Below are 20,568 nucleotides of genomic sequence, written 5' to 3' on the forward strand. Positions count from 1 at the left end.
GCCTGCTGCCAGAGGGAGGCGCGGGTGCCGGGCCAGCCGGCGATCAGTACGGCGTCCAGGCCCGAGACGTCCACGCCGAGTTCGAGGGCGATCGTGGTGCCCAGCCAGCGCCAAGGCGGCGGGCACCGTCTGGGCGGCGCCCACGCCGTAGCTGTAGACGTGGTCGAGCAGCGCGGCGTCCAGCGCGGGCACCGCGCCGAACGGGTCACCCGCCTTCCGCGCCGCGGCCAGCGCCACCCGGGCGTTGTGCCCGATGGCGGTGTCGCCGGGCAGGACGGCGAGCGCCGCCTCCACGGCCTGGCCCACCGAGCCCGACGCGACCGCGGCGGCCACGGCGGCGGCCATGGCCTGGGCCCCGAGCAGGCCGTCGCCGGCGTTGGTCACCTGGGCGTCCTCGGTCGGGTCCTTGCCCAGGGCCCCGAACGCGACCGCCCGTACGGCGGCGGCGTCGTCGAAGTGGTGGGGATTGTCGTGCCCGGAGGCCGGCGGCTCGACGCCCCTGGCCAGGTTGTCCAGCGCGGTGGCCACCGAGATGCGCGCCCGGACGCCGGTCAGCTCCCGGAACGCCGCGGCCCGCGGCCGGTCGATCGTCAGCAGCGTCCAGGCCAGCCATTCGGCGTCGTCGGACGGCCCGACGGCCAGCGGCGCGATCGGCTGGTTGAGCGCGAACGGCACCGGCAGCGTGGTGACCCGGTGCTCCTCGGCGAAGGCGTCCAGCTCGCGGTGCAGGCGCCGGCTCCAGGGCGCGTGCAGGGCGGCGCGGTGCCTGGCCGCGGGCCAGCCGGCGGCGTCGCCCACGGCGAGCCCGATGAAGGCCCCCCTGATTCTGTCCCCCGACATGATGATCTACAGTCCTTCCGCCAGTTCGTCGGCGACGTCCAGCACGTGTCTTCCGGCCACGACGGGCAGGCATTTGCCGCTCACCGGGCCGATCCGGGCGGCCCATCGTCCGGGCACGCCCTGCTCTCCCTGGATCGCGCCGGCGACCGCGCCGGCGATGGCGCCGATCGTGTCGGCGTCCCGGCCCAGGCTGACCCCGAACGTCACCGTGGCCTCCACCTCGCCGCCGCCCGCCAGGACGGCGCCCAGCGCCAGCGCGACGGCCTCGGGCGCGAGGTCGGTCCAGGGGTAGTGCCGGACCACGACGGCCTCGTGCAGCGCCTCGATCAGGGCCAGGTCGTCGTCCGCGCCCGTCGCGAGCACGTCGCGCGCCCTGACGATCGCGCGGGCCGTCCAGGAGTCGGCGGGGATCACCGACAGCGCGGCGGCCACGGCCTCGGCGGGCGTGCCGCCCGCCATGGCGGCGGCCACGGCACCGGCGACCGCGCGGCCGCCGAGTATGCCCTCGCCCGACCCGCTGACCAGCCCGTCCTGCTCGATCAGGCGGGCCGCCTCGGCCGGGTCGCCGGGGCAGAAGATCCCGTACGGCGCCGCCCGCATGGCCAGCCCGTCGGACCAGCCGTGCTGGTGGACGCGCCCGGTCAGCGGCGGCTCCAGCCCCCGGCGGAGCGCTTCGATCGTGCCCAGCTCGGAGAACCCGGCGCCGCGCATCGGCCCGGTCACCGACGGGATGATCTCCTGTCGGTACGCCCGCGCGACGTCGGCCGCGGTCAGGGCGTGCCCGTGCCGGACGAGCAGCGAGGCGGCGAAGATGGCGTACTCGGTGTCGTCGGTGCCGCCGCCCTCGATCTCGGTGAGCCGGCCCCACCGCCGCCGGATCTCCGACGGCGACAGGTTCTCGGCGGGGGCGCCGAGGGCGTCGCCGGCCGCCAGGCCGAGCAGGCACCCCCGGGCCCTCAGGCGATGAGTCACTGCTGGTACCGCTCCAAGACCTGGTTGCCGTCCTCGACGAGCCGCTTGGCCGCGTCGTCGATGGTGATCTTATTGGCGAAGTACTCCTGGAGGACCGGCGTGGCGACCTTGCTCTTCCACTCGTCGAAGCCGTTCACCTTCAGGAACGGGGCCACGACCAGGTTCTTGGCGGAGGCGGTGGCGACGTCCCAGCCGTTGTCCTGGGTGGTCATCGCCGGGTCGGCGGCGGCCGTCTGCGAGGTCGGCAGCAGCCAGTCGCCCTTGGCGAGCTTGGCCTGGTTGGCGCCGTTGAGGAAGAACGAGATGAACTTCATGGCCTCGTCCGGGTGCTTGCTGTCCTGGGCGATCGACAGCGTCTGCGAGACCGCGCCCTGCTGGGCGCTGGTGCCCTTCGGCGCGGGCAGGGTCACCCAGTCGAAGTCGTCCGGGGCCTGCTCGGCGACCTGCTGGCGCAGGTAGACGCCGGCCGGCAGCAGCGCGAACTTGCCCTTGTAGAAGGCGGGCAGCGGGTCGGCGGTGCCCTGGCCGAGCGCGGCCGGGTCGGCGGACTTGTCCTTGTAGAGCTGGTCGTGGATGCGCTGGAGCACCTCGCGCTCCTCCGGTCCGACCTTGACCGTGGTCTTGCCGTCGGCGGTCTGGAAGAACGTGCCGCCGAAGTTGAGCGCCAGGTTGAGCGTCTTGTTGACCGGCGACTTCATCGGCCAGGCCACGCCGAACGTGCCGCCCTTGGTCATCTTCTTGGCGGCCTCGGAGAACTCGTCCCAGGTCCACGGGTTGTCCGCGGTGGGGACGCGCACCTTGGAGGCGTCCAGGAGCTTCTTGTTGGCGATGATGACCTGCGACTCCTGGAGGAACGGCACGCCGTAGATGCCCTGCTCGCCCTTGCCGCCGTTGAAGGTGACGGTGTCCCAGGCGGACTGCGGGATGTCGCCCTTGAGGTCGGCGGGCAGCTTGCTCGTCAGGTCGAGCAGGTAGCCGTCGGAGGCGAACCCGGCCAGCGCCGGCGAGTCGTTGTGGATCACGTCCGGCGCGGTGCCGCCGGCGAACTGGGTGACGAGCTGGTCGTTGACGTTGTCCCAGCTGCCCTGCACGTAGGTGACCTGGGTCTTGGGGTTGGCCTTGTTCCACTCGTCGACGATCTGCTTGTTGGCCGCGACGGACTCCTTCTGCCAGGCCAGGCTGAGGAAGTTGAGCTTCACCGGCTCGCCGGACGAGGCGGCCTCTCCACCGCCCCCTCCTCCGCTGCCGCCACACGCGGCGGCGAACGCGACGACGGCCGCCGCCGCCAATGCGGACTTGATTCGCATATGAGCCTCCTACTAGCCCTTCACGGCGCCGGCCATCAGGCCGGACTTCAGTCGCCGCTGAATGATTGCGAAGAAGATCAGGCTCGGGATCGTCGCCATGAGCGACGCCGCGGCCAGCGGGCCGAGCCTGGCCACCCCCTCGGGGCCGGTGAACCGCACCAGCGTGAGCGGGAGTGTCATCACGTCGGGGTCCTGGAGGATCACGAGCGCGAACAGGAACTCGTTCCACGACGAGATGAAAGAGAACAGCAGCGTGGCCACCACGCCGGGCGCGAGCAGCGGCGCCACCACACTGGCGATCGAGCGCAGCCGGGTCGCGCCGTCGACGGCCGCGGCCTCCTCCAGCTCGCGCGGCACGGCCCGCACGTAGCCCTGGAGCATCCACAGCGCGAACGGCAGCGTGAACGTCACGTGCACGACGACGAGCCCCGGCAGGGTGTTCACCAGCTCCAGATCCCGCAGGATCATGAAGAGCGGGATGATGATCAGGATGAACGGGAAGACCTGGCTGACCAGCACCCACCCGATCGCGACCTTGTTGAGCAGGCTGCGGTAGCGGGCCATGGCGTACGAGGCCGGCAGCGAGATCAGCACGGTGATCACGCTGCTGAACAGCGCCACGACCAGGCTGCGGCCGGCCGCGCCGATCAGGTCCTGCTCGCCGAAGGCGTCGGAGAAGTTCGACAGCGTCGGCTCGCGCGGGATCCACGTCGGGTCGGCCAGCGCCATCTCCTGCGGCGTCTTCAGCGCCGTGGACAGCAGCCAGAACAGCGGGAACGCCAGGAAGACGATGTACGCGACCAGCGCGACGTACTGCGGGGCGCGTCTCATCGGGTCTCCCTCATCTGGCGCCACAGGTACAGGCCGAGCACCGTGAGCACGACGATCGCCATGGCCAGGCCGAGCATCGAGGCGTATCCGGCCATCCGGTAGCGGAACGCCTCCTCGTAGGCGAACAACATCGGCAGCCGGGTCTGGCCGCCGGGCCCGCCCTGGGTGAGCACGTAGACCAGGCCGAACTGGTTGATGTTCCACACGAAGTCGAGCGAGGTGATAGACACGATCACCGGCCGCAGCTGCGGGAGCGTGATGCTCCAGAACCGCCGCCAGCGGCCTGCGCCGTCGACCTCGCCGGCCTCGTAGAGCTCCTTCGGGATGCCCTGGAGCCCGGCGAGCAGGACCACGGTGGTCTGCGGCATGCCGGTCCAGACGCCCACCACGATGATCGCGGGCAGCGCGAGCGAGAAGTCGGCCAGCCAGTTGACGTGCGTGCCGAGCAGGCTGTTCAGGATGCCCGCGTCGGGGTGGTAGACGAGCTTCCACATCAGGCCGATGACCACCGGCGGCATCGCCCACGGCACCACCGCGAGCACCCGGGCCAGGGTCCTGAAGCGCAGGTTCTGGTTGAGCAGCACCGCCAGGCCGAGCGCGGCCAGGAACTGCAGCACGGTCACCGAGACCGACCAGATCGCGCCGATCCGGAAGGAGGCCCAGAAGTCGTCGTCGGTGAGCAGCCGGCCGAAGTTCTCCAGGCCGACGAAGCTGGTCTCGTGGACGCGCGTGTTGCGGGCGTCGGTGAAGGCCAGGCCGATGCCGTACAGCAGCGGGCCGACGCTGAACAGCGCGACGGGCACCAGCGCGGGCAGCATGAGCAGCCACATCTCGCGGTTCCCGCGCGACTTGGGACGCCGCCGGGAAGGCGGGCGCCGGGGCGGTGCCGCCGTCGTCACGGTCGCGGTCACGTCCTGCCTCCCTCATGTCCGTAGGTCTCGCCCGCCGTCGAGGCCCGCACCACCAGGCGCGGCGGAACGGTGATCACGCGCGGCGCGGCGTCGTCGCCGTTCAGGCGGTCGAGCAGCAGCTCCGCCGCGGCCTTGCCGCGTTCGGCCGAGCCGAGCGAGACGCTCGACAGCGACGGCCAGGACGCGGCGGCCAGGTCGGTGTCGTCCATGCCGACCACCGCCACGTCCTCGGGCACCCGGCGGCCGGCGGCGCGCAGCACGTCGAGCGCGCCGAGCGCGATCAGGTCGTTGGCGCACATCAGCGCGTCGACGTCGGGCGCCCGGTCCAGCAGCTCGGCCACCGCGCGGCCCCCTTGCGCGCGGTAGAAGTCGCCGATCTGGACCAGGTCGTCGTCGTAGGGCAGGCCGAGCTGCTCCAGCGCCTCGCGGTAGGCCGCGCCGCGCGAGGCGCCGGGCCAGGTGTCGGGCGGGCCGTTGACCAGCGCGATGCGCCGGCGTCCGAGCGCGTGCAGGTGGTCGACTGCGAGCTTGACGCCGGTGCGCGAGTCGGCCCGCACGTTGTCCACCGGCGTGCCCTCCGGCACCGTGCCGATGATCACGACGGGCGCCCTGGCCGCGGCCAGCATCTGCAGGTGGGCGTCGGTGACCCGGAGCGGGCTCATGATCAGCCCGTCCACGTACCGCTCGCCCAGGCTGTGCAGCACGTCGATCTCGTCGGCCACGACGGCGTCGGTCGAGTGCAGGACGAGCCGGTAGCCGGCCGCCTTGAGCACCGGCTGAATCTGGCGCAGCATCGCCAGGTAGGCGGGGTTGCCGACGTCGGCCATGGCGAAGGCGACCTGGTGGGTGCGCCGGGACTTGAGCGACCTGGCCACGGCGTTGCGCACGTAGCCCAGCTCGTCGGCGGCGGCCATCACCTTGCGCACGGTCTCCTGCCTGGTCGGCAGGCCGTTGAGGACCCGCGAGACGGAGGCGATCGAGACACCGGCGCGCTCGGCGATCGTGGTGATCGTGGGTCCGTCGGCCAAGGCTGTCCTTCCAAGAAGGTAAACGTTTACGGGAAAGTGTCTGTAAACGTTTACCGTGTTTCGCACATGAAACCGGGCCCTCACTTCCGGGTCAAGTCACGATCCCATAACGCCAGGTCAGCGGGCATATGGGCGAAAGAAGAGCGCCCGCTCCCCCAGGTTCGGGGAAGCGGGCGCGTCAGAAGCGACCCAGGGCCGCGGGGAACGCCCGAGCGGCCACGCGGAACGTCCGGGGCCGCGCGGGACGCCCCGGGCCACGCGGGACGCCCCGGGCCGCGCGGGGCGTTCGGCCGCTACGCGGGGCGTTCGGCGGGGACGGGGGCGGGCGGCGACTGCCGGGTGAGCAGGCGGATCCCGGGGGCGCCGCTGAGCGCGACGACGGCGGCCAGGACGGCCGGGATGATCAGGGCGACGGGCAGCGACTCCGTGGCCTCGGCCACGTACCCGAGGACAGCCGGGCCGAGCAGCAGCCCGCTGTAGCCGAAGGCCGTCACCATGGCCAGCGCGCGCCCCACCGGTCCGCCCGCCGCGCCGACCGCGCTGAACAGCACCGGCACGACCGTGGCCAGCCCCACGCCCGCCAGCGCCCAGCCGGTCCACGCGCACACCACGCGCAGCGGCCCGCCGAGCGCCGGGGCCAGGAGCACCAGGACGTACCCCAGGGTGGCGAAGCCGCCGGCGAGCTGGATCGTGCGCACCGAGCCCAGCCTGGCCCTGATCGGATCGCCGAGCAGGCGGACGGTCGTCATCGCGACCGAGAAGATCGTGTAGGCCAGCGGCGCGTCGGCCGGGTCGGTGTGCAGCACCCAGCGGGCGTGCAGGGCGGCCCAGTCGATGGCCGCGCCCTCGCTCAGGTGCCCGGCGAAGGCCGCCACCCCGAGCAGCGCGATCAGCGCCCACTTCAGCGTGCCGCCGCCCTCGCCGCCGTCCGCCTGCTCGCCGGCCTGCCGGGCGGCGTCGGGCAGCAGCAGGCGGCAGGCCAGCAGGTACAGGAACGGGACGACGAGCGCCCCCGCCACCAGCAGCGCCTGCGGGTCGACCGACGCCCGCAGCGCCAGGGACGTCAGCACGCCCCCGGCCGCCCCGCCCAGGCTCCACGTGCCGTGGAAGGCCGAGATGATGGGCCGGCCGTAGACCCGCTCGACCTCGACGGAGTGGGCGTTGATGGCGACCTCGACCACCCCCAGCCCCATCCCGAACGCCAGCGCGAGCGCCATCAGCGGCCCGTACGAGGGGGCCAGCGCCGGCCCGAGGAGCAGCACGGCCGACAGCGGCCCGCCGATCCAGGACACCCGCCGGCTGGACCACCTGTCCACCAGCCGCCCGGCCACCAGCATCGACACCAGCGCGCCGCCGGAGATCAGCAACAGGACGGTGCCCAGCCTGGCGGCGCCGAGGCCGAGGCGGTCGTTCAAGGAGGGCAGGCCGGCCGCCCACAGACCCATCACGAATCCGCTCAGGGAGAAGAGACCGAAGACTCCGACACGTGCCCGTCTGGCATCAATGAGGCTTTTGTTCACGCCTAGAGCATAAGCTGGGAGTCGTGAAAAGTGCTACGACGAGCGGCGAACTTCGCGCGCACAACCGGGTCCGGCTGCTGCGCGCGGTGCACGACTGCGCGGCGACCCGTACCAGGTCGCAGCTCACCCGCGACCTCAACCTGGCCAGGGGCACGGCGTCGGTGCTGGTCGCCGGCCTGGCCGAGGACGCCCTGCTGCACGAGGAGCCCGCGGCCGGGCACACCAGGGGACGGCCCACCCAGGTGCCCGGCCCCCACCCGCTGGGCCCGCTGGCCCTGGCCGCCGACGTGCGCGAGGACGCCTGGGAGCTGGCGGCGTGCGAGCTGGGCGGACGGGTGAGCGTGCTGGAGGTCCAGCCGCACGACGGCACGCCGGAGGGCGCCCTGGCCTCGCTCGGCCAGGCGGTGGCCGACCACCTGTCGCGGCGGGTGGTCGGGCTCGGGGTGGCCCTCGCCGGCCCGGTCCGGCACGACGGGCTGGTGGACATCGCCCACCTGGGCTGGCGGTCGGTGGACGTGCCCCGCCTGCTGGGCCTCGCGTGGCGGCCGGCCGGCCCGGACCCGGTCCTGGTGGGCAACGACACGGGCCTGGCCGCCCTGGCCGAGGCCCGGCGCGGACGGCTGCGCGGCGTGCGGGTGGGCCTGCACCTGCACGTGGACTTCGACCTCGGCGGCGTCCTCGTCGTGGACGGCCGGCCGCTGGACGGCGCGAGCGGCCCCGGCGCCGAGTTCGGCCACATGCCGCTGGGCGGCGGCGACCGGCCGTGCGCGTGCGGCGCGACCGGCTGCTGGGGCCAGGAGGTGGGCGCGAACGCGCTGCTGCGCCACGTGGGCCTGGCCCACGGCGGCGGCCGGGGCCGCGCGCAGGCGGAGGAGGTGCTGGCGAGCAGCCCGGAGGCGGTCGAGGCCGGGGCCCGCGCGCTCGGCCGGGGCATCGCCGCCCTGGTCAACGCGCACGACCCCGAAGTCGTCACGCTCTCCGGGCACGGCGTCGCGCTGCTGGAGCGCGCGGGCGAGGCCCTGACGGACTCCTGCCGGCCCGCGCTGATGGCCATCCGGCGGGAGCGTCCGCCCCGGATCGAGGCCGCCGCGCTGGGCTGGCGCGCGGCCCTGCTGGGGGCCATGGAGTCGGTGTTCGACGCCTTCCTGACCCCCGAAGGGCTGGAGAGATGGCGCGAAAGGGGCCCCGACCAGGGCGCCGACACGCCCGGATCACGAAATGTGACGCATTCCACCCTCAAGAGGAAAATCTTGCAATAACTTCCGGCGGCACGAGCCCCGACCAGGCGATCTTGCGCCCCCCTCCCCCGGCGCTGTACGGATGGAAGAGCCCGGCGCGCTCATGATCATCGACGGGGGTGTGAACGCGTGGATCTCGAACTCGCGCTCCGCATGACCGAGGCCGCTCTGAAGCAGGCCGTCCGGGAGGGCGCGCTGGTCTCGGTGGCGGTCGTGGACGCGGGCGGACATCTGGTGTCTTTCCAGCGTATGGCGGGTGCGGAGATCGCCGGGCCGGTGCTCGCGCCGGGCAAGGCGTACACGTCGGTGGCCCTTCGCGCGGCCACCGCGGACCTCGCTGCGCTGGTGGCGCCGGGCGGCGAGCTCTTCGGTCTGACTGGTGACAGATTCGTCTGTTTCGGGGGTGGCATCCCCCTCTGGGCGGACAACGGCGAAGGGGAGCGGGTGGCCGGCGGCGTGGGGGTCAGCGGCGGCACGATCAGCCAGGACGTGGCGTGCGCCGAAGCGGCCGCCCTGGTGTGGCGGACGCGTTGAGCGGGCGCTTTCCGCAACACGAACCGCTGGTATCCGCCATGATTAGCCACTGCACCACGGGAAACAGTTTCCCGAACCCAACTCCCCGAGGAGAGAACGAGATGGCACTTCCCACTCTCACCCCCGAGCAGCGTCAGGCGGCTCTGGCGAAGGCGGCCGAGGCCCGCGCGGCCCGCACGGCCCTGCTCGCCAAGGTCAAGGCGGGCGAGCTGACCTTCGCCCAGCTCCTGGAGCGCGACGACGACATCGCCAAGAAGATCAAGGTGTCCCAGGCCCTGCGCGCCGTCAAGGGCGTCGGCCCGGCCAAGGCCACCGCGCTGATGGAGGAGGCCGGCGTCGACGAGAAGCGCCGTCTCGGCGGCCTCGGCGCCCAGCAGCGCAAGAAGCTGGTCGACGCGCTCGGCTAGGACCGGGCGGCCGGGTCCGCGCGCCACGTCGCGCGGACCGGCCGGCGACCCCTCGTAGGGCCAGGAGGGGCCGGAGAGCGGCGCACGCTCCACGGCGGGCCCGGCCGAGGGGTCAACCTCAGGCGGTCGACGTCAGGCTGAGGTCAGGACCTCAGGTAGGCCAGCACGGCGAGCACGCGGCGATGCTGGTCGCTGTCGTCGGCGTAGAGGCCCAGCTTGTTGAAGATGCTCCTGATGTGCTTCTCCACGGCGCCGTCGCTGATGACGAGCTGCCGTCCGATGGCCGGGTTGGACTTGCCCTCGGCCATCAGCCCGAGCACCTCGCGCTCGCGCGGCGTGAGCTGCGCCAGCGGGTCGTCCTTGCGTCTGCGGACCATCAACTGGGACACCACCTGCGGATCGAACACGGTGCCTCCCGCCGCCACCCGCCGCAGGCCCTCCAGGAACTCGTCGACGTCGACGACCCGGTCCTTCAGCAGGTAGCCCACCGCGCCACGGGCGTCGGCGAGCAGGTCGTCGGCGTAGGAGACCTCGACGTACTGCGACAGGATGAGCACCGGGGCGCCGGACACCCGGCGCCGGGCCTCGACCGCCGCCCGCAGCCCCTCGTCGGTGAACGACGGCGGCATGCGCACGTCGACCACCGACACGTCGGGTCTGTGCTCGACGATCGCCTCCACGAGGGCGTCGCCGTCCCCCACGGTGGCGACCACCTCGCAGCCGAACTCCTCCAGCAGCCTGACCAGGCCCTCCCTGATCAGAACCGCGTCATCGGCCACGACTACGCGCACGGCACCTCCGCCACGATCACCGTCGGCCCGCCGTCCGGCGACCTGACGGTGAGCTCCCCGTCGACGGCCCGGAGCCGGTCGGCCAGACCGGCCAGGCCGTGTCCCTTGGCGACGTGTGCGCCGCCCACACCATCATCCCCGATCGTGAGCATGAGGACGTCACCGATGCGGAGCAGCTGAACCGTGCAGATGGTCGCGCGGCTGTGTTTGGCCACGTTGGTCAGGGTTTCCGCGCAGACGAAGTAGATCGCGTTCTCGGTCGCCGCCTGGAAGCGGCCCACGATCTGCACGTCGAGGTCGACCGGCACCGTGCAGCGCCCGGCGAGGGCGGCCAGCGCGGGCGCGAGGCCGCGGTCGGACAGGATGGGCGGCGCGATGCCGCGCGAGAGGGCCCGCAGCTCGTCGAGCGTCTCGCGGGTGGCGCTGATCGCCGAGCTGATCGTGGCCGAGGCGGCCTCGGGGTCCTTGGCGAGCTGCCGCTGCGCCCTGGACAGCTCCATGGCCAGGGAGACCAGGCGCTGCTGCGGGCCGTCGTGGATGTCGCGCTCCAGCTTGCGCAGCGCGTTGGCCTCGGCCGACACGGCCGCCGCCCGGCCCTCGGCCAGGTCGTCGATGCGCTCCTGCAACTCGGCGACGCCGGTCAGCAGCGCGCGGCCGAGCCCGGCCCTGACCAGCGCGGCCCCGCGCACCATGAACGGCATGACGAACGTGAAGACCAGGCCGAGCGAGACGTAGAAGATCGTGTTCACCACGTAGCCGGAGCCCAGCCCGAGCAGCTCGGGCAGCTCCGAGTTGCCGGGGATGCGTGAGGTGACCAGGCCGTAGAGCGGATAGGTCAGCCCGAGGACGGGGATCGCCCAGAACACCACGGTCAGCACGAACGCCAGGATGGCGAACGGGAAGTTCAGGATGCCGTGCAGCAGGTCGAGCCACGACTGGCCGTTGGTCAGCGGGTTGACGATGCGGCGGAAGCGGCCCGCCCCCTCGGGCGCCGGACGGTAACGCGGCCGCACCGGCGGGCGCTTGAGCACGTCGGAGAGCCAGCCGCGCTCGGCGTCGGCGAAGCCCCTCGCGACCAGGAGCGTGCCGGCCAGCAGCGGCACGCCGATCCACACGATCGCGGTGCCGACGCCCGCGGCGAAACCGGCGACCATCGTCACGAAGCCGATGACGGCCGTCGGGAAACCGACCAGCGTGTAGCGGGTGTCGAGAAGGACACGCCTCATCAGGGAGCGCATGCCATGAAGGCTAAGTCCCCCGGCGCAGCGGTACGAGCAGGTACGCAGGCGTCCGGGGGTAGGGCTGGCCCTACCCCCCATGGTGGTGTGATCTTGACCTGAAGACGGCGGCCCGCGGCAGTGTGCTCAGGCGTCCGGGACGGAAGCCTTGAGTCATCCGCTCCCCGCTCGAAACGAGGCTCCCCCATGACCGTCCTGCTCGATCGTCCCGCCCCGGTACGGGCGCCGCGCGCGACGGCCAGGGACCCGTTCATCGACCTGCTGCGCGTGTTCGGCATGGCGCTCATCGTGCTCCAGCACTGGACGATCCCCGTCCTGTCCTACGAGGGCGGCCGGCTGACCACGGGCAACGCGCTGTCCACGCCGGGGGTGTGGGTGGTGACGTGGCTCAGCCAGGTCATGCCGCTGGTGTTCTTCGCCGGCGGCGCGGCCAACGCGATCAGCCGCGGCCGGTCGGCCAAGAGCGACCAGGAGTGGCTGGCCGGGCGGTTGCGCAGGCTGGCCTGGCCGCTGCTGCCGCTGGCGGCGGTGTGGATCCCGCTGCCCCACGTGCTGCTCACGCTGGGGGTGCCGGAGCAGCCGCTGGCGGTGGGCGCCAAGCTGACCGGGCAGCTGCTGTGGTTCCTGGCCGTGTACCTGATCGCGGTCACGGTCACGCCGTACGCGCTGCGCCTGCACCGCAGGTTCGGCGTGCTGGTCCCCGTCGCGCTGGCGGCCGGGGCGGTGCTGACGGACGTCGTGCGTTTCTCGACCGGCCTGGAGGCGGCCGGTTACGTGAACATCGTCTTCGTGTGGCTGGCCGTCCACCAGATCGGCTTCTTCTACGCCGAGGGCCGGGTGCGGCTGCCCGCGTTGCTGGCGGCCGGCGGGTTCGGCGTGGCGGCGCTGCTGGTCGGGTTCGGCCCCTACCCCGGCAGCATGATCGGCCTGCCCGGCGCCGAGGTGTCCAACATGGCCCCGCCCACGCTGGCCATCATGGCCGTCGGCATCGGCCAGATCGGCCTGGCCGTGCTGCTGCGCCCCTGGCTGGTCCGGCTGCCCCTGCGCCGCGTCCTGGACTGGGCCGGCCCGCGGATCATGACGGTCTACCTGTGGCACATGCCCGCGCTGTTCGCCGTGACCGGCGTGGTCGTGGTCCTGCTGGGCGTGGAGACGCCGGAGCCGGGCAGCCTGTTCTGGTTCGCCGGCTGGCCGGTGTGGTTCGGGATGTTGTGCCTGGTCATGTGGGGGCTGGTGCGGGCGTTCGCGAGGTTCGAGACGCCGCCGTCGCTGCCGTACGGGACCGCCGGCCGCGGGGTCATGCTGGGGGCGGCGGGGCTGGTCGGGGCCGGGATCCTGACGCTGACCGTGGGCGGCTTCGTGCCGGGCGGCGGCCCGTTCCTGGCGGTGCTCGCGGTGCTCGGCGGCCTGCTGCTGACCGCGCCGAAGGCCCGCGTGTAACACCGGCGAAACGCGTACCGGCCACAATCGGGCGGCATGACGACGATCCGCGACCTGACCGAGGCCGACGTGCCCGCCGTGACCGCCATCTACGCCCACTACGTGACCGGCGGCGTGGCCACGTTCGACGAGACGCCGCCGGGGGCCGGCGAGTGGCGGGCCAAGGCGGCGGCGCTCACGGCGGCGGGCCTGCCGTTCCTGATCGCCGAGGACGACGGCGGGGACGGCAGCGGGGAAGACGGCGCGGTCATCGGCTACGCCTACCTCAGTCAGTACCGGCCCAAGCCCGCCTACCGGCACAGCCTGGAGGTCTCGATCTACCTGGCACCCGGCGCCACCGGCCGCGGGCTCGGCCGCCTGCTGCTGAGCGAGCTGATCCGGCGGGCGTCGGCGACCGACGCCCGCTCGCTGATCGCGGTGATCGCCGACGGCGGCGACCCCGCCTCGCTGCGGCTGCACGCCGCCTTCGGGTTCCAGGAGGCGGGACGGCTGAGCAACGTGGGGTTCAAGCACGGCCGCTGGATCGACACCGTGCTGATGCAACTCGACCTCCGGTAGGGGCCGCGGGTTCGACCACCCGGCAAACTTCGGCAGGATAGATACGTGAGCCTTCTCGTTGACCGCCTGCCGGAAGACATCGACGCCGACCCCGACGTCATATTCGACGCGTTCGTCGCCTGGAACGCCGAACGGGGGCTCACGCTCTATCCCGCTCAGGAGGAGGCCCTCATCGAGGTCGTCTCCGGCAGCAACCTGATCCTCGCCACGCCGACCGGCTCGGGCAAGTCGCTGGTCGCCGCCGGGGCCCACTTCGCCGCGCTGACCCGTGACGTGCGCACGTTCTACACCGCGCCGATCAAGGCGCTGGTGTCGGAGAAGTTCTTCGACCTGTGCGCCGTCTTCGGCACCGCCAACGTCGGCATGATGACCGGCGACGCCAGCGTCAACCCGGGCGCGCCCATCATCTGCTGCACGGCCGAGATCCTGGCCAACGTGGCCCTGCGCGACGGCGCGGCGGCCGACATCGGCCAGGTCGTGATGGACGAGTTCCACTTCTACGCCGAGCCCGACCGCGGGTGGGCCTGGCAGGTGCCGCTGCTGGAGCTGCCCAATGTGCAGTTCGTGCTGATGTCGGCCACGCTCGGCGACGTGTCGATGTTCGAGCGCGACCTGACCAGGCGCACGGGGCGGCCCACGGCGGTGGTCAAGCACGCCGAGCGGCCGGTGCCGCTGGTGTACTCCTACCGGATGACGCCGCTGCACGAGACGCTGGAGGAGATGCTCACCACCGGGCAGGCCCCCGTCTACGTCGTGCACTTCACGCAGGCCGCGGCCATGGAGCGGGCCCAGGCGCTCATGTCGATCAACATGGCGACCAAGGCCGAGAAGGAGGCCATCGCCGCGTTGATCGGCGGCTTCCGGTTCACCACCCGGTTCGGCCGGGCGCTGTCGCGGCTGGTCAAGCACGGCATCGGCGTCCACCACGCCGGCATGCTGCCCAAATACCGGCGGCTGGTGGAGCGGCTGGCCCAGGCGGGGCTGCTGAAGGTCATCTGCGGCACCGACACGCTCGGCGTCGGCGTCAACGTGCCCATCCGCACGGTGCTGTTCACCGCCCTGTCCAAGTACGACGGCAACAAGGTCCGCCGGCTGCGCGCCCGCGAGTTCCACCAGATCGCCGGGCGGGCCGGGCGCGCGGGCTTCGACACCATCGGCTACGTCGCCTGCCAGGCCCCCGAGCACGACATCGAGAACGCCAAGGCGCTGGCCAAGATCGGCGACGACCCCAAGCGGCGGCGCGGCTACGCCCGCAAGAAGCCGCCGGAGGGGTTCGTCGGCTGGAGCGAGGAGACGTTCGAGAAGTTGCAGCAGGCCGAGCCCGAGCCGCTCAACTCCCGCTTCAAGGTGAGCAACGCGATGCTGCTGGCCGTGATCAACCGGCCGGGCGACTGCTTCCAGGCGATGAGACACCTGCTCACCGACAACCACGAAGACCGCAAGTGGCAGCGGCGGCACATCAGCCAGGCCATCGCCATCTACCGGTCGCTGCTGGCCGGCGGCATCGTCGAGCAGTTCGCCGAGCCCGACGAGCAGGGCCGGCGGGCCCGGCTGACGATCGAGCTGCAGGAGGACTTCGCGCTCAACCAGGCGCTGTCCACGTTCGCGCTGGCCGCCTTCGACCTGCTCGACCGCGAGTCGCCCTCGTACGCGCTGGACATGGTCTCGATCGTCGAGTCCATCCTCGACGACCCCCGCCAGATCCTGTCGGCGCAGCTGAAGAAGGCGCGCGGCGAGGCGGTCGCCCAGATGAAGGCCGACGGCATGGAGTACGAGGAGCGCATGGAGGCGCTCGCCGAGGTCATGTACCCGATGCCGCTCGACGACCTGCTGCTCGGGGCGTACGAGACCTACCGGCGCGGCCACCCGTGGGTCGGCGACTACACGGTCAGCCCGAAGTCGGTGGTGCGCGACATGTTCGAGCGCGCGATGACGTTCGGCGAGTACATCCAGTTCTACGAGCTGGCCCGCTCCGAGGGCACGGTGCTGCGCTACCTGGCCGACGCCTACCGCACGCTGTCGCGCACGGTCCCCGAGCACCTGAAGACCGAGGACCTGGTCGATCTCATCGAGTGGCTGGGCGAGCTGGTCCGGCAGGTCGACTCGTCGCTGATCGACGAGTGGGAGAAGCTGACCAACCCCGAGGAGGCGCTGGAGCGCCAGGCGCAGCTGGAGACCAAGGTGCGGCCGGTCACGGCCAACCCGCGGGCCTTCCGGGTGCTGGTGCGCAACGCCATGTTCCGGCTGGTCGAGCTGTGCGCCATCGAGAAGGAGGACGAGCTGGAGGAGCTGGCCCCCGACGTCGACTGGGGCGCGGCGCTCGACGCGTACTACGCCGACCACGAGGAGATCTTCACCGACGCCGACGCGCGCGGGCCCGCGCTGCTGCGGATCGAGGAGGAGAGCGGCCTGTGGCGGGTGCGCCAGACGATCAAGGACCCGGCCGGCGACGGCGACTGGGGCATCGACGCCCAGGTCGACCTGACCTCCTCCGACGAGGAGGGCCGGGCCGTGCTGCACGTGCTCGGCCTCAACCGGCTCTGAGCGGCCGCGGAAGGAGAACAAGCCGTGTGCCGGAACGGACTGGCAAGGGCGTTCCGGCACCGGCTTGTCGCTTCATTGTCGGACGGCGAAGTTAGGCGTCCGGTCATGGCGATGTCTCAAGATCGAGACATTCAGCACTCCGCCAGCTTGCAGATCTTGGCGAGCATCGTGCCCGCGTCCTTCCGCTGCCGGCTGAAGTCGGCCTTGGCGGGCTTGCCCCACTCGCCGCCGGCCGTGTAGACGATCAGGGCGTTGGCGCGGCGGGTCACGACGGCCCGCTCGCCGCCGACGGCCGGCTTGCCGTGGTCGTAGGCCTGGCCGGTGACCAGCAGGCCCTCGTCGCCGAGCGCGATCTTGGATGCGCCGTACCGGTACGCCGCGGTGCCGCAGGCCCGTACGGCCGCCCTGAGGTCGCCGACCGCCTTGCCGGCCGCCTCCGGCGAGGAGTAGAGGATCACCTGCTCGGACTTGGAGTAGTCGGGCACCGACGTGTAGACGATCGTCCTGGCCGCCGTGCGCCCGGCCTGGCCCAGCCCGGCCTTCTGGCACGGGTTCACGACGAGCTGGGCGTTCTTCCTGCCCGACACCGTCCAGCTGTGCTCGGGGTTGGGGTCCTTCTTGGCGGCGTCCTTCTCGTACAGCAGGAAGTTGCCCGGGATGGCCAGGCCGACGGCGACGAACAGTGCTGCGATCATGGGACAAAATGGTAGGGGTGAGCGACGAAGACCTCAGACGCGTGCTCGGGTTGCTCTGCCAGGACGACACCCTGCGCGCACTCGCGTCCCTGGTGCTCGGTGACACCGGCGACCTGCCCCCCAAGGCGCTCGACCGCCTGGCCAGCGGCGGCCTGGCCGAACGCGACGACGACGGCAAGTGGCGGGCCCGGCCGGAGCGCTTCCGCGAGCTGCTGCGGGAGCGGGCCGAGCCGCCCGCCGAGCTGAGCGCCGAGGAGCGGGTGCTGCGCACGTTCCTGGTCGACGGCCGGCTGACCACCATGGGCATGCGCCGCGACAAGCGGCTGATCGTGCTGCGTTACGTCTCGCGGGTGTTCGAGCCGGGCGTGCGCTACCCCGAGGCCGACGTCAACGTGGCCCTGCGGGCCTTCCACGACGACTTCGCGGCGCTGCGCCGCTACCTGGTGGACGAGGGGCTGCTGTCCAGGGAGGGCAACGTCTACTGGCGCAGCGGCGGCCCGGTCGAGGTGTGAGCCGGTCGAGGTCTGAGCCGGTCGAGGTCTGAGCCGGTCGAGGTGTGAGCCGGGCGAGGTCTGAGCCGGTCGAGGTCTGAGCCGGTCGAGGTGTGAGCCGGTCGAGGTCTGAGCCGGTCGAGGTCTGAGCCGGTCGAGGTCTGAGCCGGGCCGGGGCTGACGGGGGTCAGGGGCGGCGCAGGCGGGCGCGGTAGTCGCGGGGCGGCAGGCCGTACTCGCGCCTGAAGGCGCGGCTGAAGTGGAACGGGCTGACGAACCCCGAGGCGGCGGCCACCTGACCGACGTCCAGGTCGGTCACCTCCAGCAGGCTCGCGGCGTGCCGCACCCGCGCCCGGCGCACGGCGCCCATCGGGGTCTGGCCGGTCTCGGCCGCGAACAGGTGCGCGAACCTCGACGGCGACAGCGCCACCGCGCGGGCCAGCGAGGCGACCGAGTGCTGGGCCCCGGGCTCGGCGGCGATGAGGTCGAGCACCCGGCGCACCCGCTCGTCCCCGTCCTCGGCCCCCGGCGCGGGAACGGCCCCCGCCGAGGCCGTGGCCAGCACCAGCACCTCCTCCACCGCCCCCAGCACCAGCTCCCGGGCGGGACTGGCCATGACGACCGCAGGCGCGGGCGACGGCGACCCGGCGGGCGCGGCGGACGGCAGCCCGGCAGGCACGGCGGGCGGCGGCCCGGCGGGCACGGCGGGCGGCAGCCCGGCGGGGGTGGTGTGGCCGGGGATCCAGCGGGCGTCCTGGAACGCGCGGTCGAAGGCCCGGTCGACGCGGTCGCGCACCCCGACGGGCACACCCTCGACCAGGTGACAGCCGGTGGCCAGCGCGTACGGCGCCAGCCAGGCCGTCCAGGACGGGCGCGGCTGGAAGTGCACCCACCAGAACCGCCATCTCCCCGCCCCGGGCGCGACCCGGTAACGCTGCGCCGAGCCCGGCCCGAGCACCGCCAGATCCCCCTCCCGCACGGTGAACGCCGCCCCCGCCTGCTCGACCCGCCCCTCCCCCGCCTGGGTCCACAGCAGCAGCCAGCTCGGCGAACCGTGGGGGCGGCGGGTGCCGTATCCGGCCGGCTTGTCGTAGTGGCCGACGATCATCAGCTCGGCAGCAGGAACAGACAGGTTCTCAGCGGTCACGGTCATACCGTCCCACGCGCCGGGTCCCTACGGTGAAGGGCATGAGGCTGAACGACTTCCACGACCGGGGGTACGTGCTCGTCCCCGCGCTGCTGGCTCCCGAGGAGGTGGCCGAGCTGCGCGATGAGTTCATGGCTCTGCACGCCGCCGGCCCGATACCCGGGCATTTCTCGCCCGTCCCCCAGGAGCCGGGCGCGCCCTACGACGCCCTGCGCGACTACCCCCGGATCATGCACCCCCACCAGGTGAACGACGTCGCCCTGCGCTACCTGCTCGACGCCCGCTTCGCCGCGATCCTGCGCGAGCTGCTGGGCGAGGAGCCGATAGCAGCCCAGAGCATGTTCTACTTCAAGCCGCCGGGCGCCCGCGGGCAGGCGCTGCACCAGGACAACTTCTACCTGCGCGTCGAGCCGGGCACGTGCGTGGCCGCCTGGGTGGCGCTGGACCGCGTCGACCGCGCCAACGGCGGCCTGGAAGTGGTCCCCGGCACCCACCTGATGGACCTGTTCTGCCCGGAGGAGGCCGACCAGGACCTCTCCTTCACCCGCGAGTACGTCCCGCCGCCGCCGGGCCTGGAGCGGGTGCCCGTGGACATGCAGCCCGGCGACGTGCTCTTCTTCAACGGCAGCCTGGTGCACGGGTCGGAGCCGAACAGCACGGCCGACCGGTTCAGGCGCAGCTTCATCTGCCACTACACCGGCCGCTCGACCGAGCGCATCTCGTCCTGGTACGAGACGCTGACGATGGACGGCGAGCGCGTGCTGCTGGAGCCGTCGGCCGGCGGCGGCCCCTGCGGCACCGAGGCCACCGGCCCCCACTGACCGCCCCACCAGGAACCGGTCCGTCAGCCGCCGGATATGTCCGACGGCCGGCCGGACGCCCACTCCGCCCCCGCCGTCAGCCGCCGGAAATGTCCGACTCCGCCTCGTCCGGGACCACGCAGTCCCACGGGTCGTCGAGCCACCCGTCAGGCAGTTGCACCTTCTGACGCTCGCCCGACTTGCCCCGGGGCGTGTCGGTGTTCGGCGGCCACGGCTGGTCGTGGTCGAGCTTGGCCAGCCCCTCACGGAGCCCGTCGAGCGACTCGGCCGTGGCCAGCTCCCGCCGCAGCGCGCTCCCGACCTCGAACCCCTTGAGGTACCACCCGACGTGCTTGCGGAAGTCCGCGATCGCGTACCGCTCGGTGTCGAAGCACTCGGTGAGGCCGGCCGCGTGGCGTTCCATCGTCCCGGCCACCTCGCCGAGCGTCGGCCTGACCCGCTCGGGGCTGCCGTTGAACGCGTTCTCCAGGTCCTTGAACAGCCACGGACGCCCGAGGCAGCCGCGCCCCACCACGACGCCGTCGCAGCCGGTGCGCGCCACCATGCGCAACGCGTCGTCGGCCGACCAGATGTCGCCGTTGCCCAGCACCGGGATCTCGGGCACGGCCTCCTTCAGGCGCGCGATCGCCGCCCAGTCGGCCACGCCGCCGTAGTGCTGCTTCGCCGTGCGGGCGTGCAGGGCGATCGCCGCGACGCCCTCCTCGGCCGCGATGCGGCCGGCGTCGAGGTAGGTCAGGTGGTCGTCGTCGATGCCCTTGCGCATCTTCATCGTCACCGGCAGCGCCCCGGCGTTCGCCACCGCCGCCCGCAGGATCCGCCGCAGCAGGTTCCTCTTGTACGGCAGCGCCGACCCGCCCCCGCGCCTGGTCACCTTGGGCACCGGGCAGCCGAAGTTGAGATCGACGTGGTCGGCGAGGTCCTCCTCGGCGATCATCCGGACCGCCCGCCCGACGATGTCGGGGTCGACGCCGTAGAGCTGCAGGCTCCTCGGCCGCTCCGACTCGGCGAACCTGATCATCCTGAGCGTCTTGGGATTGCGCTCGACCAGCGCCCGCGTCGTGATCATCTCGCACACGAACAGCCCGGCGCCCTGTTCCCGGCACAACACCCGGAACGGCGCGTTCGTGATGCCCGCCATGGGCGCCAGCACCACGGGCGGCCATGCCCCAATCGGCCCAATCTTCACTCCGTCAGTTGTAGCGCAGCTCAGGCCGGAAGCGGTATTCGCCTATAGGCTGTGGACGGCATCACCAGG

At 72.4% G+C, this 20,568-nt stretch carries 19 protein-coding genes and 1 pseudogene; 8 read left to right on the forward strand and 12 right to left on the reverse strand.

Annotated features, from left to right (window positions below):
• Positions 1-147: 147 nt before the first annotated feature.
• From ACWEJ6_RS15100 to ACWEJ6_RS15130, 7 genes and pseudogenes are all read right to left on the reverse strand, one after another.
• Positions 148-840: pseudogene (locus ACWEJ6_RS15100) on the reverse strand (ADP-ribosylglycohydrolase family protein); the annotation flags it as partial.
• Between the two features lie 6 nt (positions 841-846).
• Complete coding sequence (locus ACWEJ6_RS15105; RefSeq protein ID WP_358285530.1) at positions 847-1,812, reverse strand: ADP-ribosylglycohydrolase family protein; 966 nt, start codon at positions 1,810-1,812, stop codon at positions 847-849.
• Positions 1,809-3,119, reverse strand: a complete 1,311-nt coding sequence (locus ACWEJ6_RS15110) for an ABC transporter substrate-binding protein (protein WP_352361224.1) — start codon at positions 3,117-3,119, stop codon at positions 1,809-1,811. Before ACWEJ6_RS15110 ends, ACWEJ6_RS15105 begins: the two co-directional genes overlap by 4 nt.
• 12 nt (positions 3,120-3,131) lie before the next feature.
• Positions 3,132-3,950, reverse strand: a complete 819-nt coding sequence (locus tag ACWEJ6_RS15115) for a carbohydrate ABC transporter permease (protein ID WP_357706637.1) — start codon at positions 3,948-3,950, stop codon at positions 3,132-3,134.
• Complete coding sequence (locus ACWEJ6_RS15120; RefSeq protein WP_357964307.1) at positions 3,947-4,861, reverse strand: carbohydrate ABC transporter permease; 915 nt, start codon at positions 4,859-4,861, stop codon at positions 3,947-3,949. Before ACWEJ6_RS15120 ends, ACWEJ6_RS15115 begins: the two co-directional genes overlap by 4 nt.
• Entirely contained in the window at positions 4,858-5,889 is a 1,032-nt protein-coding gene (locus ACWEJ6_RS15125) for a LacI family DNA-binding transcriptional regulator (protein WP_352361218.1), read from the reverse strand. Before ACWEJ6_RS15125 ends, ACWEJ6_RS15120 begins: the two co-directional genes overlap by 4 nt.
• Before the next feature lie 293 nt (positions 5,890-6,182).
• Complete coding sequence (locus ACWEJ6_RS15130; protein WP_452424084.1) at positions 6,183-7,409, reverse strand: MFS transporter; 1,227 nt, start codon at positions 7,407-7,409, stop codon at positions 6,183-6,185.
• A gap of 23 nt (positions 7,410-7,432) precedes the next feature.
• On the opposite strand from ACWEJ6_RS15130, the gene ACWEJ6_RS15135 reads away from it, so the two are divergent.
• The 3 genes from ACWEJ6_RS15135 (at position 7,433) to mihF (ending at position 9,588) form a co-directional block, all read left to right on the forward strand.
• Positions 7,433-8,668 carry an ROK family protein gene (locus ACWEJ6_RS15135; protein WP_452424086.1) on the forward strand — a complete coding sequence of 412 codons (1,236 nt, stop codon included), beginning with the start codon at positions 7,433-7,435 and terminating at the stop codon, positions 8,666-8,668.
• Positions 8,669-8,776: 108 nt separating this feature from the next.
• Positions 8,777-9,181 (forward strand): GlcG/HbpS family heme-binding protein, encoded by a 405-nt coding sequence (locus tag ACWEJ6_RS15140; protein WP_387664870.1) that lies wholly within the window; start codon positions 8,777-8,779, stop codon positions 9,179-9,181.
• Between the two features lie 101 nt (positions 9,182-9,282).
• Positions 9,283-9,588, forward strand: a complete 306-nt coding sequence (gene mihF / locus ACWEJ6_RS15145) for an integration host factor, actinobacterial type (protein ID WP_043641121.1) — start codon at positions 9,283-9,285, stop codon at positions 9,586-9,588.
• A 143-nt stretch (positions 9,589-9,731) separates the two neighbouring features.
• On the opposite strand, the gene ACWEJ6_RS15150 is transcribed toward mihF, so the two are convergent.
• Together ACWEJ6_RS15150 and ACWEJ6_RS15155 are read right to left on the reverse strand one after the other, a co-directional pair.
• Positions 9,732-10,379: a response regulator transcription factor gene (locus ACWEJ6_RS15150; protein WP_358285518.1), complete on the reverse strand. Its 648-nt coding sequence runs from the start codon at positions 10,377-10,379 to the stop codon at positions 9,732-9,734.
• Positions 10,370-11,617, reverse strand: coding sequence for a sensor histidine kinase (locus ACWEJ6_RS15155; RefSeq protein WP_452424089.1), 1,248 nt, complete (start codon positions 11,615-11,617; stop codon positions 10,370-10,372). Before ACWEJ6_RS15155 ends, ACWEJ6_RS15150 begins: the two co-directional genes overlap by 10 nt.
• 186 nt (positions 11,618-11,803) lie before the next feature.
• Between ACWEJ6_RS15155 and ACWEJ6_RS15160 the strand changes: the two genes are divergently transcribed.
• From ACWEJ6_RS15160 to ACWEJ6_RS15170, 3 genes are read left to right on the forward strand one after another with little or no spacing between them, the layout of a single operon-like run.
• Entirely contained in the window at positions 11,804-13,057 is a 1,254-nt protein-coding gene (locus ACWEJ6_RS15160; protein ID WP_452424091.1) for an acyltransferase family protein, read from the forward strand.
• Between the two features lie 36 nt (positions 13,058-13,093).
• Positions 13,094-13,615, forward strand: coding sequence for an N-acetyltransferase family protein (locus tag ACWEJ6_RS15165; protein ID WP_452424093.1), 522 nt, complete (start codon positions 13,094-13,096; stop codon positions 13,613-13,615).
• 45 nt (positions 13,616-13,660) lie between these two features.
• A complete protein-coding gene (locus ACWEJ6_RS15170) occupies positions 13,661-16,159 on the forward strand; it encodes a DEAD/DEAH box helicase (RefSeq protein ID WP_452424095.1) in 2,499 nt (832 codons plus the stop codon).
• A gap of 131 nt (positions 16,160-16,290) precedes the next feature.
• Here ACWEJ6_RS15170 and ACWEJ6_RS15175 read toward each other — a convergent pair whose 3' ends face one another.
• Positions 16,291-16,854, reverse strand: coding sequence for a hypothetical protein (locus ACWEJ6_RS15175; RefSeq protein ID WP_387664857.1), 564 nt, complete (start codon positions 16,852-16,854; stop codon positions 16,291-16,293).
• An 8-nt stretch (positions 16,855-16,862) separates the two neighbouring features.
• On the opposite strand from ACWEJ6_RS15175, the gene ACWEJ6_RS15180 reads away from it, so the two are divergent.
• Entirely contained in the window at positions 16,863-17,366 is a 504-nt protein-coding gene (locus ACWEJ6_RS15180; RefSeq protein ID WP_352361199.1) for a DUF2087 domain-containing protein, read from the forward strand.
• A 166-nt stretch (positions 17,367-17,532) separates the two neighbouring features.
• Here ACWEJ6_RS15180 and ACWEJ6_RS15185 read toward each other — a convergent pair whose 3' ends face one another.
• The gene (locus tag ACWEJ6_RS15185; RefSeq protein ID WP_452424098.1) at positions 17,533-18,492 is read right to left on the reverse strand and encodes a helix-turn-helix domain-containing protein; all 960 of its coding nucleotides are present in this window, start codon (positions 18,490-18,492) and stop codon (positions 17,533-17,535) included.
• Between the two features lie 41 nt (positions 18,493-18,533).
• On the opposite strand from ACWEJ6_RS15185, the gene ACWEJ6_RS15190 reads away from it, so the two are divergent.
• Positions 18,534-19,313, forward strand: coding sequence for a phytanoyl-CoA dioxygenase family protein (locus ACWEJ6_RS15190; RefSeq protein WP_452424100.1), 780 nt, complete (start codon positions 18,534-18,536; stop codon positions 19,311-19,313).
• A 76-nt stretch (positions 19,314-19,389) separates the two neighbouring features.
• On the opposite strand, the gene dusB is transcribed toward ACWEJ6_RS15190, so the two are convergent.
• The gene (dusB, locus tag ACWEJ6_RS15195; protein ID WP_352325166.1) at positions 19,390-20,499 is read right to left on the reverse strand and encodes a tRNA dihydrouridine synthase DusB; all 1,110 of its coding nucleotides are present in this window, start codon (positions 20,497-20,499) and stop codon (positions 19,390-19,392) included.
• Positions 20,500-20,568: the final 69 nt, after the last annotated feature.

This window comes from Nonomuraea sp. NPDC004702, from assembly GCF_053601695.1.

What these genes read in the sequence shown, in the direction of transcription:
- ACWEJ6_RS15180 (WP_352361199.1), top strand. Translation starts at nt 16,863, where the DNA reads ATGGTAGGGGTGAGCGACGAAGACCTCAGACGCGTGCTCGGGTTGCTC.
- ACWEJ6_RS15115 (WP_357706637.1), bottom strand. Translation starts at nt 3,950, where the DNA reads ATGAGACGCGCCCCGCAGTACGTCGCGCTGGTCGCGTACATCGTCTTC.
- ACWEJ6_RS15155 (WP_452424089.1), bottom strand. Translation starts at nt 11,617, where the DNA reads ATGCGCTCCCTGATGAGGCGTGTCCTTCTCGACACCCGCTACACGCTG.
- ACWEJ6_RS15165 (WP_452424093.1), top strand. Translation starts at nt 13,094, where the DNA reads ATGACGACGATCCGCGACCTGACCGAGGCCGACGTGCCCGCCGTGACC.
- ACWEJ6_RS15110 (WP_352361224.1), bottom strand. Translation starts at nt 3,119, where the DNA reads ATGCGAATCAAGTCCGCATTGGCGGCGGCGGCCGTCGTCGCGTTCGCC.
- ACWEJ6_RS15190 (WP_452424100.1), top strand. Translation starts at nt 18,534, where the DNA reads ATGAGGCTGAACGACTTCCACGACCGGGGGTACGTGCTCGTCCCCGCG.
- ACWEJ6_RS15175 (WP_387664857.1), bottom strand. Translation starts at nt 16,854, where the DNA reads ATGATCGCAGCACTGTTCGTCGCCGTCGGCCTGGCCATCCCGGGCAAC.
- mihF (WP_043641121.1), top strand. Translation starts at nt 9,283, where the DNA reads ATGGCACTTCCCACTCTCACCCCCGAGCAGCGTCAGGCGGCTCTGGCG.
- ACWEJ6_RS15160 (WP_452424091.1), top strand. Translation starts at nt 11,804, where the DNA reads ATGACCGTCCTGCTCGATCGTCCCGCCCCGGTACGGGCGCCGCGCGCG.